Annotated in this window: 9 protein-coding genes and 1 pseudogene; 3 read left to right on the top strand and 7 right to left on the bottom strand. The window is 45.4% G+C overall.

The window, feature by feature from the left end; genetic code table 11:
• Window positions 1-6 precede the first annotated feature (6 nt).
• Window positions 7-1,929: a response regulator gene (locus V3S16_RS05895; protein WP_413883749.1), complete on the top strand. Its 1,923-nt coding sequence runs from the start codon at window positions 7-9 to the stop codon at window positions 1,927-1,929.
• Here V3S16_RS05895 and pabB read toward each other — a convergent pair.
• The 5 genes and pseudogenes from pabB to V3S16_RS05870 form a co-directional block, all read right to left on the bottom strand.
• Window positions 1,924-4,191, bottom strand: coding sequence for an aminodeoxychorismate synthase component I (gene pabB, locus V3S16_RS05890; protein ID WP_413883748.1), 2,268 nt, complete (start codon window positions 4,189-4,191; stop codon window positions 1,924-1,926). The genes V3S16_RS05895 and pabB overlap by 6 nt on opposite strands.
• 230 nt (window positions 4,192-4,421) lie before the next feature.
• Window positions 4,422-4,979, bottom strand: a pseudogene (locus V3S16_RS05885) (anthranilate synthase component II); the annotation flags it as partial.
• 406 nt (window positions 4,980-5,385) lie between these two features.
• The gene (locus tag V3S16_RS05880; RefSeq protein ID WP_413883747.1) at window positions 5,386-5,928 is read right to left on the bottom strand and encodes an HD domain-containing protein; all 543 of its coding nucleotides are present in this window, start codon (window positions 5,926-5,928) and stop codon (window positions 5,386-5,388) included.
• 134 nt (window positions 5,929-6,062) lie between these two features.
• Window positions 6,063-7,158, bottom strand: a protein-coding gene (prfB, locus tag V3S16_RS05875) for a peptide chain release factor 2 (protein ID WP_413883746.1) whose coding sequence is annotated in 2 segments (ribosomal slippage) — window positions 6,063-7,088 and window positions 7,090-7,158 — 1,095 coding nt in all. Because the reading frame shifts where the segments join, the coding sequence is not laid out codon by codon here.
• A 197-nt stretch (window positions 7,159-7,355) separates the two neighbouring features.
• Window positions 7,356-7,652: a hypothetical protein gene (locus tag V3S16_RS05870; RefSeq protein ID WP_413883745.1), complete on the bottom strand. Its 297-nt coding sequence runs from the start codon at window positions 7,650-7,652 to the stop codon at window positions 7,356-7,358.
• Between the two features lie 535 nt (window positions 7,653-8,187).
• On the opposite strand from V3S16_RS05870, the gene V3S16_RS05865 reads away from it, so the two are divergent.
• Window positions 8,188-9,087 carry an HD-GYP domain-containing protein gene (locus tag V3S16_RS05865; protein WP_413883744.1) on the top strand — a complete coding sequence of 300 codons (900 nt, stop codon included), beginning with the start codon at window positions 8,188-8,190 and terminating at the stop codon, window positions 9,085-9,087.
• A gap of 756 nt (window positions 9,088-9,843) precedes the next feature.
• Window positions 9,844-10,788, top strand: a complete 945-nt coding sequence (locus V3S16_RS05860; protein WP_413883743.1) for a uroporphyrinogen decarboxylase family protein — start codon at window positions 9,844-9,846, stop codon at window positions 10,786-10,788.
• A 244-nt stretch (window positions 10,789-11,032) separates the two neighbouring features.
• On the opposite strand, the gene V3S16_RS05855 is transcribed toward V3S16_RS05860, so the two are convergent.
• Both V3S16_RS05855 and V3S16_RS05850 read right to left on the bottom strand, forming a co-directional pair.
• Window positions 11,033-12,247, bottom strand: coding sequence for an MFS transporter (locus V3S16_RS05855; RefSeq protein WP_413883742.1), 1,215 nt, complete (start codon window positions 12,245-12,247; stop codon window positions 11,033-11,035).
• Between the two features lie 57 nt (window positions 12,248-12,304).
• Complete coding sequence (locus V3S16_RS05850) at window positions 12,305-13,279, bottom strand: chromate resistance protein ChrB domain-containing protein (protein ID WP_413883741.1); 975 nt, start codon at window positions 13,277-13,279, stop codon at window positions 12,305-12,307.
• Between the last annotated feature and the right edge of the window lie 803 nt (window positions 13,280-14,082).

Here is a 14,082-nt window from a genome sequence, read left to right as displayed (position 1 = left end):
TTGATAGTGGAAGATGATATAATTGTTGCCAGAGACATTCAGAATAGATTGAAGAACCTGGGGTTTGAAGTAACCGCATCGGTATCAAGCGGGGAAGAAGCTATTATTAGGGCAAAAGAAAATCTTCCTGATCTGGTGTTGATGGATATTGTGCTCAAGGGTGAGATGGACGGGATTGAAGCTGCTGAAATCATTCAGTCTCGTTTCGATATTCCAGTCATCTTTCTTACAGCTTATACTGACGAAGAAAGGTCTGAACGTGCCAAGCTGGCGATACCTTTTGGATATATTCTAAAGCCGTTCCAGGATAGGGATCTTAAGATAACAATCGAGATGGCACTTTACGCTGCTAAGGTTGATGCTAAGCGCAAGCAGGCCGAGGAAGCGCTACGCAAGAGTGAAGATAAGTTGGATGCAATATGTAGCTCAATACACACAGGCATCATAATTATAGATGCTGAATCGCACACGATTGTTGATGCCAATCCCTATGCAGTTTCACTCATTGGGGTTTCAGCGGATACAATAGCCGGTAAGGTTTGTCATGAGTATATTTGCCCCGCGGAGGAAGGAAAGTGCCCCATCACTAATCTTGGCCAAACTGTTGTTAGCTCTGAAAGTATTTTATTAAGCATAGACGGCGAAAGGATACCAATCCTCAAGAGAGTAACTTCTCTAAATATGGATGATAAGAAATATTTTCTTGAGAGCTTTATAGACATATCAGATCTTAAGAAAGCAGAGGAAGAAAAAAAGAGACTTGAGGCCCAACTGCAGCAAGCACAAAAGCTGGAATCAGTCGGCATTTTGGCAGGTGGTATAGCCCACGATTTTAACAACCTTTTGTCCATAATCATGGGCAATATTTCCATGACAAAAGATGATGTTAAACCTGAATATGGGGTTACTGAATTTCTGAATGAGGCCGAAGCAGCGAGCTTGCTGGCACAAGATTTGACCAAACAGTTGATTACCTTTTCTAAAGGCGGAGCACCGGTTAAGAAAATAAGCTATATTTCAAACCTAATAAAAAAAGCGACTGATTTTGCCCTGTCCGGTTCAAATGTAGGGTGTGAATTCAATATGCCTGATGATCTATGGGCGACTGAGATTGATCAAGGTCAGATAAGGCATGTTATCAACAACGTGGTTATCAATGCAGTTCAAGCTATGCCGCAAGGCGGAACAATTGAGGTGTGTGCAGAAAATTTTATGATTAGTGCCGATAAAGGTTCTGAACTGTTATCGCTGCAAGATGGTACATATGTAAAAATATCGTTTCGAGATCAAGGAGTCGGCATTTCTGACAAAGATCTTGCTATGATATTCGATCCATATTACTCATCCAAAGAACGAGGAACTCAAAAGGGGATGGGGCTTGGCCTGGCGACATCCTATTCCATCATAAAAAAACATCATGGCAAGATTACGGTAGCATCCGAGGTCGGTGTTGGAACAACCATCAATATCTATCTGCCGGCTTCCGAAATAGCAGTACCGGTTAAGAAAACATTGGAAGAAAAAGCGCTAACCGGCAAGGTCAAGATTCTTGTTATGGACGATGAAGAGATGATCAGAAAGGTGCTGAGTCAGACTGTTAGTCGCTTAGGATATGAAGCAGTATGCTCAAAAGAAGGCGTTGAAGCGATTGAAATTTATAAAAAAGCAAAGGAATCAGGGGAGCCCTTTGATGCAGTTCTTTTGGACTTGACCATTCGAGGTGGTATGGGAGGCAAGCATGCTATCGAAAAACTTATTGAAATTGACCCTGAAGTTAAAGGCATCGTGAGCAGTGGCCATTCGGGGGATCCCGTGATGACTGACTTTAGGGCATACGGTTTTAAGGGCGCTATTAATAAACCATTCGGTAAAAATGAATTAAGCAAAATATTGAACAAGGTGATAGTGGATAGGCAGAGTTGTTTATAAAATTTCTTTGTTGATCTTCTGCCACAGGTTTGATGGTTGAGGCAGCTTATGGTCGTCCAAGCTCAATACCGGCACAGCCCCGATTAGAGCGTTGGTAACCATAATTTCATCAGCAGTAAAAAGGTCTTCCGGTTTCACGATTCTCTGTTCCACCTTGTAGTCCCACACGGAAAGCAGTTTGCAGACAACCGTTTCCATGATACCGGGCAAAACATGCAAGGATGCCGGCCTTATTACGGTTTTATCTTTGATCAGCAGAATATTGGCCGTGTTGGTTTCGGAAACGGTATTGTCCGGGTTTAGGATTAAGGCTTCGTCGGCATTTTGGGACAGGGCCCATTTGCCGGCCAGAAAATAATATAGATAATTGAGGGTTTTATGATCGGCCAGGGGGGTCTGGCGCGCATGCGGATATGTGGCCAGGTTTAAGCCCGGTTCTTGTTTATCTGTTAGGCGATGCGTGTATGGTCGGGCGGTTACCACAAGCGCGTGGTTGTAGGGAGGGTCTTGGCGGTCTCCCCTGGTGACCATTATTTTAACGGCTGCGATTGTATTGCGCAGGCCGTTTTTTTCAACGACCTGATTGATAATATCATGCCAGGTAAGGTCCGGCGGTTCTTCTGCAAAAAGGTGCTTCCAGGTTTGATAAAAGCGGTCAATGTGTGCATCCAGATGCTTGGGGTTGCCGTGGTCCACTCTGATGGTTTCAAAAAACCCGTAACCGTACTGCAAGCCCAGATCGGTTATGGGGATAACGGCCTGCTCCTGCGGTTCCAGGGAGCCATTGATCCATACATAGCTTTTCTTTGAAGCTTTTTTTTCTTGGCCCATAAAAACCTCCATCAACGTTCTACCTTTATGTATGGTTTCTTCGTATTCGTCCAGCGGGTCGGAGTCGAAAACAATGCCGCCCCCTACGGAAAAGATAATTTTGTCGTTGTATATAGTGGCGGTACGGATAGCGATGGAAAGATCCATGGTGTCGTGGAAACTGATGTAGCCGATGGAGCCGGTATAGATATGCCGCCTGTGCGGTTCGAGTTCATCGATAATTTCCATGGTTCTGATTTTGGGACAGCCGGTGATCGATCCCCCGGGGAAAGCGGCCTTAAGAAGATCAACCGCATCACGGCCCGGGTCCAGTATGCCCGCGACAATCGATACCAGGTGATAGACATTCTGGTAGGCTTCCAGTCGTTTGTGTTCCGCCACCCGGACAGATCCGGCCCGGCAGACTTTGCCGATGTCGTTGCGCAACAGATCGACAATCATGGAAAGTTCGGCATCGTCTTTTTTGCTTTGCTTCAGCTCGCGCCCTAACTGTTCGTCTTGGGCCGGTGTTTTGCCCCTGGGCCGGGTACCTTTAATAGGTCTGGTTTCAATGCGGTCACCGGTTTGCAGCAAAAACCTTTCAGGCGATGTGGAAACTAGCTGATGGTCACCGGCATTGATATAAGCAAAAAACGGAGCCGGGTTGTTAGCGTACAGTTTTGTAAAAAGATTGAAGGTATCCCCCTCAAAGTCCATCTCAAAACGCTGGGACATGTTGACCTGGTAAACGTCACCCGCTGCAATGTACTCCTTGATGGTTTCAACGGCATGCAGGTAGTTGGATTTTTTGAAATTAGATTTAAACCCGGCCGCCTCACCACTGAAACTCCCTTTTTGCGGAGGTTCTCCCGCCAGGAGTTGTTTAAAAAAATTTAGATCATCATCCAGGCTGCTTTGCCCGGCAAGGTTGCGCGCGGGAATGCAGAGCCGGGTGCTGTCAGTGCTTTTGTCGTGCACAACGATAATCGACGGCGCAAAAAAACAGATGTGCGGAAGTCGCAGATCGTCTACGGAGGTGCGCGGAAGTTTTTCCAGAACATCTTTAAGGTCGTAAGACAGATAACCAAAAAGCCCGGCTGCAAGCGGTTGCGGCCAACCAGATTGATCCCAATCAAGATCATTCAGATGCAAAGCGTTTATTATAGAACGGAGGGTGTCAAAAGGATCGGCGTTGACCTCAACGGTTTGATCCGCGGAAGTGATCGTCATCTTCCGGTTGCGTCCCCTGAAGGTCAGCCATGGTTTGGCACCCAGAATGTGGTATCGGGCACAATCAAGGTCGCCGCCGCTCAAAAGAACAGTTGTGCCGGCCATGGCAGCAAAGCGGGCGGAAAAATCGATAAACGATTCGCCAAGGTCAATTGGTTCGACATGCATACCGGTTATTTTGCCGGCTATTTTTTTGATTTCATCCATTTTATATCCTGCCATAAAAACCTGATCCTATGGGCCATGCCTGTCCCGCATTGCGGGGGTAAGAGAACGTCGGCTCTACCTTAAAGAGCGTTCCGGAGTACAAATCATTTCATCAGAGCACGATCCGGAAAGTCCCTTTGGGGCTGAATCAAAACCGTGTCCCGGGAGTCCGGACTCTTTACTGTGTTTAAAAAGCTTCCGTTGGCACTGCGCCTGCCGGAATCTGAAACAGCGAGCGGTCCCAGCCTGAGGAAGTTTTCCACAAGCAAATAGCCGTTTTCAGTGAGAAAGCTTTCAGGATGAAACTGAACACCGTGTAGCGCATACTTCGGGTGGGACATTCCCATAATCACCCCTTCGGGGCTGCGGGCGGTTACATTGAGCGCGCTCTGGTTGAATGCGACCATCAGAGAATGATAGCGGGTTGCAGAAAAAGGAGAACAGATTCCGTCAAAGATACCGTCATTGTTGTGATGGATCATACTGGTTTTGCCATGCATCGGCACCGGAGCGCGCACGGTTTTACCGCCAAAGGCTTCATTCATGCATTGCATGCCCAGGCATACGCCCAAAATGGGGATCTGGCGGCCAAAGGCTTTTATAAGGGGAATTGATATCCCGGCATGGGCTGGATCTTTGGGGCCCGGGCTGATGAGCACATAGTCCGGGTTAAGCGTTTCAATCTGCCGCAAAGTAATCATATCACTTCTATGCACCTGAATTTCAAGAGCATATTGCCTGAACATCTGCACCAGGTTGTAAGTAAACGAATCGTAATTATCGATGACAAGCAGCTTGTTCATAGCAGCCTCAGTTAGTACCCCTTACAATAATTCAATTGGACAACTGCTAGCTTTCAGTGGGAGTTTCCAATTCGGAAATGAGCAGTTTTTTTGATGAGCAAGGCCACACAAGGGTTTACGCTGAAGCGTACATGACGTACGCTGTAAGCGAAAACCCGCGGAGAACGCCGCTCATCGGAAAAAGGCCATTTACACATTGAAAATAAAAAAGCCACCCAATCGAGCCTGGGTGGCTTAAAGCCTATTACATAACTCAAAATATAAAATCGCTTTGCGATTTTATATAACGCCTGCCCGCAACGCTTTCGCTTGCGAGGCGGGCGGGCGGCTGCGCCGCTCTGAATTCAAATGAAAGATAAGCACTTTTAAAGGAAACCGTGGTATAAGTCAAGGGCAATGCGACAGACTATGAAAACAATCGTACCCACGACTCAAACGTCTTTACTTTGTCGGGGCCATAGTGAGCAAGGTTGCCAAGGATCTCTGCCACAGGTTTTTCAGTTTCCATTGGAGGGCCGTTTTTGGAAAAAAATTTATCCGCAAAGCATATTACCTGTTCCTCTATGGATATCGGAACCATATCACGTGCGGGCAGCGGCAGATTATGGTGCCTTATCTCCTCGGCAGTTATGCCAACCCCCACGTGCCGTTCACATACCATGGCATGCTTGAAAAGACCTTTGCTTTCAAGAAGCTCTCTGCCCAGATACCCATGGCAGATATAGGGGTGTTTCCCGGTGCAGTGCAGTTCCGGCGCGTCGGTCATAAAAACAGCAATATCGTGAAGCATAGTGGCTTCTTGAATAAATGTAATGTCGGGATTAAGGTTGGGAACCTTTGCGGCGGCATCGAGGGCTTTGCGGACCACATTTTTTCCGTGCTGGAGGAGCATGGCATATGCTTCGGAGGCGGGCTTATAATATTCACTAATAATATCAACAGGATTCATAGTCCGAATTGAATGTTTACTATTGAAAATTTTTTAGAAAAAATTATTAATTGCCACTAAGACACCAAGGCACGAAGAAAAAATACTAAAATTATATTTTGTGTCTTGGTGCCTTGGCGGCAAATATTTTTTTCTTACTTGGCGGCTAGTAACACCCCCTCAATGAAAGGATCAAGGTCGCCGTCCAGAACACCGTTTATATTACCGACATCGAGATTTATGCGATGATCCTTAACCATCTGGTAAGGATGCATGACGTAAGACCGGATCTGGCTGCCCCAGGCGATGTCGTCCTTGCCGGCGTGCATTTTCTGGACCATTTCATCCTGCTTCTGCTTCTCAAGCTGGTATAGCCGGGCTTTCAGCACCTTCAGGGCCATGTCTTTATTTCTGTGCTGGGATTTTTCCTGCTGGCACTGCACAACGATTCCGCTGGGAAGGTGGGTGATGCGAACAGCACTGTTGGTTTTATTTACATGCTGTCCGCCGGCGCCGCTGGCTCTGTAAACATCTATGCGCAGGTCCTTATCTTCTACCTCAACCGTTATATCCTTGCCTAATTCAGGATAAACAAATACCGAGGCAAACGATGTGTGTCGCTTGCCACTGGCATTAAAAGGTGAAATGCGCACCAGACGATGGACGCCGACTTCTGTTTTTAAATAGCCGTAGGCATAGTTTCCACCGGCCGTAAAGGTAATACTTTTGATGCCTGCTTCTTCTCCGGGTTGAAAATCGATGATATCGATTTTGAAACCTTTGCGTTCAACCCAGCGCGTATACATTCTAAAAAGCATTTCAGCCCAGTCCTGGGCTTCGGTTCCCCCGGCTCCGGCATTGATGGAAACAATGCAGTTACTACGATCATCCTCACCATCAAGCATAAGGCCGAAAGAAAATTTTTGTATTTTGCCTTCAAGGGCGTGAACTTGCTGAGTGGTTTCTTCGACAGTTTCCTCATCAGATTCTTCGAGGGCGAGGTCCAGCAGCAGGTCATTGTCTTCAAGATCATGGTAAAGGTTGTTGAACTTTTCGACTTGGCCGGAGATCAATGAGCGTTCTTGCAAAACAGTTTTGGTTTCTTCAGGATTATCCCAGAATCCTTTTTGAGCAATCAGATTTTCAATTTCCTCAAGCCGTTTTTCTTTGCCGGCCAGGTCAAAGATAGCCCCGCAGCTGTTCTAATTTCAGAAAAAGACCCTTTATGTTTTCTTTGAGTTCGATGCTCATGGTTTACCTCCTATCATAAAATCGCTTAACAATTTTTCATTGGTTGCGTTCTAATATTTTACACGATTTGATACACAACGCAACAATAATAATCCGCGCTTGCTGCGGAGGCAAGGCCTTAATCCGAAATTTTCCGTCCATAGAAATCATTCTTGAATCAAAGCGGTCTCTTTGTTTCGGAGCAGGAAGGATGCCCCTCAATCAGGCCCATCAGGATTTATGCCATCGTTAGTTACCAAAATCTCTTTGTTTCCGAATATTTCGAGATATCCCTTTAGATTATATAATTTAAGACAAATGACGATATCCTCCAGTTCGTTATCGCTGACGAATTCACTGGAAATACCTATAGTATGTTTAGTTTGACCAGTGGGTGCATCAACACTAAACATATATCTACGAGATTTGGAATCCCACATGTTCTCAATAACACATCCGGGAAACAACTCTTTGAGGTAGTTTGCGATTCCTGACAGTTTTTCCTTTTCGTCCATCCAGCCACCCCCTAATTTTCTAAGCTTGTAAGATAGGGGACATAAGATTATAAGTTCGGAAATATTTCCACATAAATCGGACCGATTTTCAAATAACAGTAAAGAAGTAGAAGACTCAATAAAAAGTACTTGTCCACACCCAGCCTGGTGGGAACTTATAAACTTATGTCCCGCATTCCCCATACACGGATAATAACATGCTGGCTTGATACCATATTACACCCTGAAATATTAAACAATGATTCATTTTTTCATTTTGTTTGCGCTCAATTAGGGTTTCACCAAGGTCCAATAGCTGTGCCCGAGCAATATAAAAAGTTAAATTGTATCACCATGACCCAAGGCCCTTTAGTCAACCATATTACGTCTTTGCGTCTTCGACAGAAATCGGTTTGATTTTTTTATATCAATGAGCTAAGCTCGTAATGATCAGATTATGTTAAGAAATTTTAAGTAATAGTACCCGAGGCACGGTGAAGCTCTGACAAACAAATCTTTGAATGGATTTAGAAATGACGGTTAACAAGGAGGCACCATGGCTTTACTTGAACTTGAGTTTCCGGTACACACGTTAGATAATCACTGTCTGCTTGCCCAAGGAAGCACGCTCGATCTCGAAACACTGAACGCCCTAATCGAATCCAGCCGTGAAGATCGATACCCGGAATCTGATCTGAGCAGATACGGTTCCGTGACGAAAGATACACGGTCGTTTCTCAAGGAACCCCCATATGACAAAATCTTCGGAGATCCCCAGATAAAGACAGTCCTTGATACAATGCAGCGGGTGAGTTTGCCTCTGCCGGTTATGGAATATCTCGACTATTTCCAAAATAGCGACGTATATACCTATCGACATTCAATCATTGTTTATGCGCTATCCATCATATTGGACAATGACCTATTGGAGGATAAAGATGCTCAATATCTCATGGCTAAAACCGGACCGTCGCACGACTTTGGGAAAAATTGTACGCCACTGTCTGTTTTAAAGAAAGAAACCCCTCTGACTCGCAACGAACGGGCGATGCTCGAACATCATGTGGCAGCAGGCTATGTCATTATGGGTTATTATCTCAAAGATGCTGATTGTCTGTCCGCCGAACTGGCTCGGGATCATCACGAAAGAAAGGATGGTTCCGGCTATCCCACCGGAATTCCTCTCGAGGACAGACAGACAGAAATTATTGCTGTCAGTGATGTCTATGATGCACTCATCTCTAAGCGTCCATACCGTGAAATTTCATACGATAATCGGACAGCCCTCGAAGAGATAACGAGAATGGCGGAGAGGGGGGAAATCGGTTGGGAGGTCCTGCAAGCACTGATAGGGTTTAACCGAGAAGGACGACCCCATTACGCGGAAGTCAAGGTTTCACTTGAAAAACGGGGTACTCCACCGACCAAAAACGTTTACGGAATTACAGCAGAATAGGAAAATAGGCTTCCTCAGGCTCTCGTAAAGGGCCATGCCCACGGCCGTAGAAAGATTCAGACAGCGAATTTCATCGGTGATGGGGTCACATCACAATGAAAGTTCTTATACCTCTTGGTTTTATGACAATTTTACACCCATAAAGTTTTCAAATGTGATTCTTTCGCAACCTTCGATAGCGGAGCCCGAGCAATACAAAAAGTTAAATTGTACCCACCAAGTCCAAGTCCCCAGGCATCGTTTCATTTTGTCAAGAGTGAAGACGGCCCCTATGTTTTCGCAGAGAATTTTTCGTGTCAAATCAAGATGTAATAAGCAAGGAGGGTTATGGAAATGAATCTGTTCCAGGTTTCGAATTGTTAGGTTGTTGGGGCTGCAAATTTTTTGATTTGAAATCCTAAGCTATAAATTTTTAAGACGGTAGCGGTTTGCTTGCAAAATATCATTTCCAATCAACTCAGAAATTCTGTTATAGTCTATAACCCGGGTTGAGCGGTTCAACGTTCAAAATTCCGGGTTGATGAGCCTTAGCAGGCTCAATCCAAAAGAGTTGCGCCTTCCAAGAGGCGGCAAGTAATTTTCTCCCAACCCGCCTGCCAAAGTCTTATACGGCGGACAGGTGGGTGAAAGAGACCAATCCTAGCATTGAGTTGTAACGTTAAGTAATGCCATGCTATAACCCTTGAACCTATAACTCTGAACCCTGAACCTAGAACCGATCAGTTTATGAATAGCCGTGAAAGATTTTGTGGAACTATGCGCTATGAAGCAGTGGACCGGGTGCCTTTTTTTGAAGAAGGCATACGCAAAGAAGTACTGAAAATATGGCGCAGGCAAGGCCTGGCAAGGGGGTCTGATCTATCAACGATGTTCTCCTATGACCGGCTCGAGCACATAGAACTCGACCTTGATCCCCGCCCGGGGCTCAAAAAATGGCCCAGCTCATTTTCACAATTGGATGCATTGAGACAACGTCTTAACCCGGAGGACACCCGCCGCCTGCCATGGAGATGGCGCCGGAAGGTTCGTAAATGGAGAAACCGCGACCATGTACTCATGCTTCGTGTGCACCAGGGATTTTTCCTTTCAATGGGCGTCTCTGGTTGGAAACGGTTTAAAGAGGTGATCCGTCTTCTAATAAAAGATCCGGAGCTTGTGCGCGAAGTTATGATGGTCCAAGGCCGGTTTGCAGCGCGGCTGACAGAACGGCTTTTTGAGGATGTTGACATTGATGCCGCTGTGTTTGTCGAGCCTATCTGTGAGAACCGAGGCCCCTTAATCTCACCAAAAATGTATGAGGAATTGGTTCTTCCGAGCTACCAGCCGCTCCTTGAGGTGCTAAGCCGTAACGGAGTGGAGACTATAATCTTTCTCTCGTTTACCAATCCCAGATTGCTGATCCCAAGCATTCTTAAATGGGGGTTCAACTGCCTGTGGGCCTATGAGGTCAAGATGGAGGCCATGGACTATCAAGACCTGCGCCGGGAGTTCGGACGAGACCTGCGCCTAATTGGAGGCCTTGACCTGGACACCCTGCACCGCGGCAAGAAGGCCATCCGTCGTGAAATCGAGGAGAAAGTACCGCCTCTGCTTGCCAATGGCGGATACATACCTATGGTTGACGGTAGGGTTCGAGAGGATATACCTTTCGACAATTACATCTATTACAGAAGAACATTGGAAAAGGTAATTCAGGGTTAAGCTGAGAGAAATTTGAAATGAAGCTTGAGGGATAAACCCTGCAAAGCAGGGATACGCGCCGATCCTCTCTATTCAGGGAGAAGGCCAGAGCTATCAGGGAAGCAAAGGGCATAAGCACCTGGTAGGGACCCGGGGTAAGGCCACCGACGCCCATAGCCACTGCACCGAGGTTCTACTCTACTGATGGAAAAATCAAACCAAAAAAAATTGTTTATGGCAATTAGCCCTAATCCAAAGAGAACAATTAAGTGAAATCCTTTCCCATCAAAGTGAAACCGAACGTGCCGGCAACGCCGAACAGGAAAGCAATAAAGAAGTTCGTCTCCGGGCTGATTTGCCATAGAAAAGCCCCCCCGAAGGCTGCGATCGAAACGAACACATCACGAATTAGATAATACAAACCGAACATCCCCGCCTTGCAATCATCAGGAGCAAGATCCATAATGAGGGCCTTGCGCGTTGGCTCACCGAATTCCTTAAGCCCTCGCAGCATGAATGCCAGGACTAGCCATTCAAAAGAGCGGCAGTACATTAAAACCAATGGAAACAGCGTGAAAAAGAAAAACGTGATTACGACAAATGGTTTTTTGGTGCTTCTGTCTGCCAAGTAAGCCACAGGAATATAGACAAGCACTGCTGTTGCCATTTCAATGCTTGTTAAAAAACCAAATTGCAGGGCGGTTACCGGTTGTTCGATTACCTTCATGCACCAGATGACAACAAATGCATATGGTATTTGCTCGCAAAACCGCACTAGAATATCCGCAACAAGAAGCCTTTTCAGAGAAGGTTTCATCAGCGAAAGCAGCTTCAACGGATTTTTTTCCGGTGCAAGCCGGCACTGATCACCGATGGCATTTGACTTCACCTCTTCAATTAGCTTTTGCTGAAGCACTATGGCCACAATTGCCAGAATGAGCGCAAACACAAAGGCCATGCGCACACCTGATGTTTCACCCCATGTAACAATGCACAGACCTCCTAAAATCGGACCCAGCGCCATGGGGACGCGACGGACCAGCGAATGCATACTCACGCCCATAGTCTGTTTGTTTTTAGGCAGCACCCGGAATATGAGACTCATTGTGGCCGGAAGTGATATGGCCGACCATGAGAGAAAAAACACCGCACCGATCAAAACCGCCTGCCACGAGGGGATCAAGATCACAATCAGAAAGCCGAACATGGCGACAATGTTAAAGATGAGCAATGCCCGCTTTGTCCCTAATCGATCCGACAGATAAGCGCCCGGAAAAGAGTAAAGAGCGGACAGCAAATTGTCCATCGCGTTCAGCAGCCCGACCGAGACGACACTTCCGCCCAAAGCGATCAGGTAGATGGGCAGGAACCTTTCGGCCATTCGTTCGCCCATGCCCACCAGGATCACCATGCAAAGCAGGCCGAATATGCTTCGTTGCAAACCCAGAAAGGCGGGAATACGATGCAATATTGTCAACATTGAATTGCCCATACTCAACACGGAGCCGCTTTAAAAACGAATCCGGAGAAAGGTTAATCAGTTAACTTTCTGCCTTTGAAAATATTCGAACATAGCATCTAAAATTGTTGCGCCTCGCATTATTCTTTTTTCGTCGGTTGAATGGGCCATGAAAAGCCCCGAAAATAAAATAGTCAAGCCTGCTGCTTCCGGCCTACCATACTTATCGTCCTTAAGATCGATATCGTGTATTATTTCCGCTATCGGTACGAGTCCTTTACTATCAAGGCCAAATCGATCAATCATCACTTCAAAAGTGCAACGGTCTCCCTCGTGCGTATATTCTGCTTCGAACATATCAAAGCTAAGCTCTTCAGGTTTTGGTTTGTATTTTTTGGAAGCCACAAACTTGAATTCTGCTTCCTTGTCAATAAAACGCTTTATTAACCATGCGCTCGCTATTCTATCCACATAGACATTTTTCCGCGTGACCCATGTTTTCCCTTTAAGATTTTTAATAGTCCTGGCTGTGCCGAAAGCGGTAGCAGGAGCGCCTTTCAATTGTGACGCTATTTCAGAAATGACTACTTCGGCAGCACCACGCTCAGGAGCTGAAAAAAAGTCAATAGCAACAACCTCTTCAAATCTTTTTTGCAGCCGAAAAAATTGAGCTTTTATTTTTGATACGCTCGCGGTGGTGTCAAAGAAGTTTGCAGTCAGTTCATTGGTTAAGGATCGGGCTTCTTCAACAATCTTAGCATAATCGGCACTCCTGGCTGTTTGAAACATTAATTCAATCTGTTCTTTTGAAAGCCCCTCCAGGAATCTCACTTCTGATAATGAGGCACCACCACCACCTTCTATTATTTCCTTTACTATCCAGCTTAAATCCTCATATGACTGTTCACTTTGAGGTAGCACATAAACAGATTGTTTGACTGCAATCGCGCCTATCTGCTTGAGTCTCCGCCAGATTTTAACCCGAAAATAATTTGGCTTCGGGGGTATCTGGTGAATTAAAAGCAGCCATTTGGTTTTTGTTGAGCTTGACATCGGCCCTCCCTGTAAATATTGTTACATACGATATATAACAGTTGTATCATCTGTCAATGATTTCTTATGAGCTTGGGAAAAATGTTTTAAAAAAAGATTTTACTAATATAAAAGTGGCTGAAATTCATGAGGACTATGACGAACCATGCGTTTGCATTGCCGGATATGCTTTCGCAGTGCTTTTGTACGGCCCGACTGGGGAGGAATTGGGGAGGAACCACCGGATTTTGAGGATTGAATTTAAAATTCAAGTTCAAATTTATACGAAAAACAATGTTAACACATCATCAAACTATACTGTTCAACTAATTGAAAACTTGCAAATTATGTGACATGATATTAAGCTTTTTATCTATTGTTAAAATTTTTGTGCATACGATCTGTATGGATTAAAGTTTCTATATAAAAATGCCGACATAGTTTGAGTGATTGAAATTATTGCATAACAACAAATAATAGACAAGAACCTTATTTAAAATATTTTATGATCCCTGGCACGGATCTTGGATATACATGCTGGAGACAAGTCTGTTTTTGATCGGCCAGACCGGATTTTCAGGAGCTTGTAATTAGCTTTTTGGGCGAGAAAGCAGCGGATTTAATAATCATGTTTGATATCACTGCGCGCAAGCAAAGGCAGGAGGTATTGCAGGAATGTTAGCCGGAAAATTAGTTATAGGGGTGCAAACATATGCATAAAGTATTTCAGCACAACACTGGATTTGGCCGGATAGCAATTATCATCATTGTCACTATGGTCGTAACAGGCCTTGCTGTATTTTTTGTGCTCCGAGGAGGAAAAG

The organism is Candidatus Desulfatibia sp. (assembly GCF_036446775.1).
Classification (GTDB): Bacteria; Desulfobacterota; Desulfobacteria; order Desulfobacterales; family UBA11574; genus Desulfatibia_A.
Note: the sequence above shows the minus strand (reverse complement) of the source record. Positions and strands in the feature narration are given on the sequence as shown.

Coding starts and splice junctions, on each gene's coding strand:
- V3S16_RS05870 (WP_413883745.1), bottom strand. CDS start 7,652: ATGGACGAAAAGGAAAAACTGTCAGGAATCGCAAACTACCTCAAAGAG.
- pabB (WP_413883748.1), bottom strand. CDS start 4,191: ATGGCAGGATATAAAATGGATGAAATCAAAAAAATAGCCGGCAAAATA.
- V3S16_RS05855 (WP_413883742.1), bottom strand. CDS start 12,247: ATGTTGACAATATTGCATCGTATTCCCGCCTTTCTGGGTTTGCAACGA.
- V3S16_RS05865 (WP_413883744.1), top strand. CDS start 8,188: ATGGCTTTACTTGAACTTGAGTTTCCGGTACACACGTTAGATAATCAC.
- V3S16_RS05860 (WP_413883743.1), top strand. CDS start 9,844: ATGCGCTATGAAGCAGTGGACCGGGTGCCTTTTTTTGAAGAAGGCATA.
- V3S16_RS05880 (WP_413883747.1), bottom strand. CDS start 5,928: ATGAATCCTGTTGATATTATTAGTGAATATTATAAGCCCGCCTCCGAA.
- V3S16_RS05850 (WP_413883741.1), bottom strand. CDS start 13,279: ATGTCAAGCTCAACAAAAACCAAATGGCTGCTTTTAATTCACCAGATA.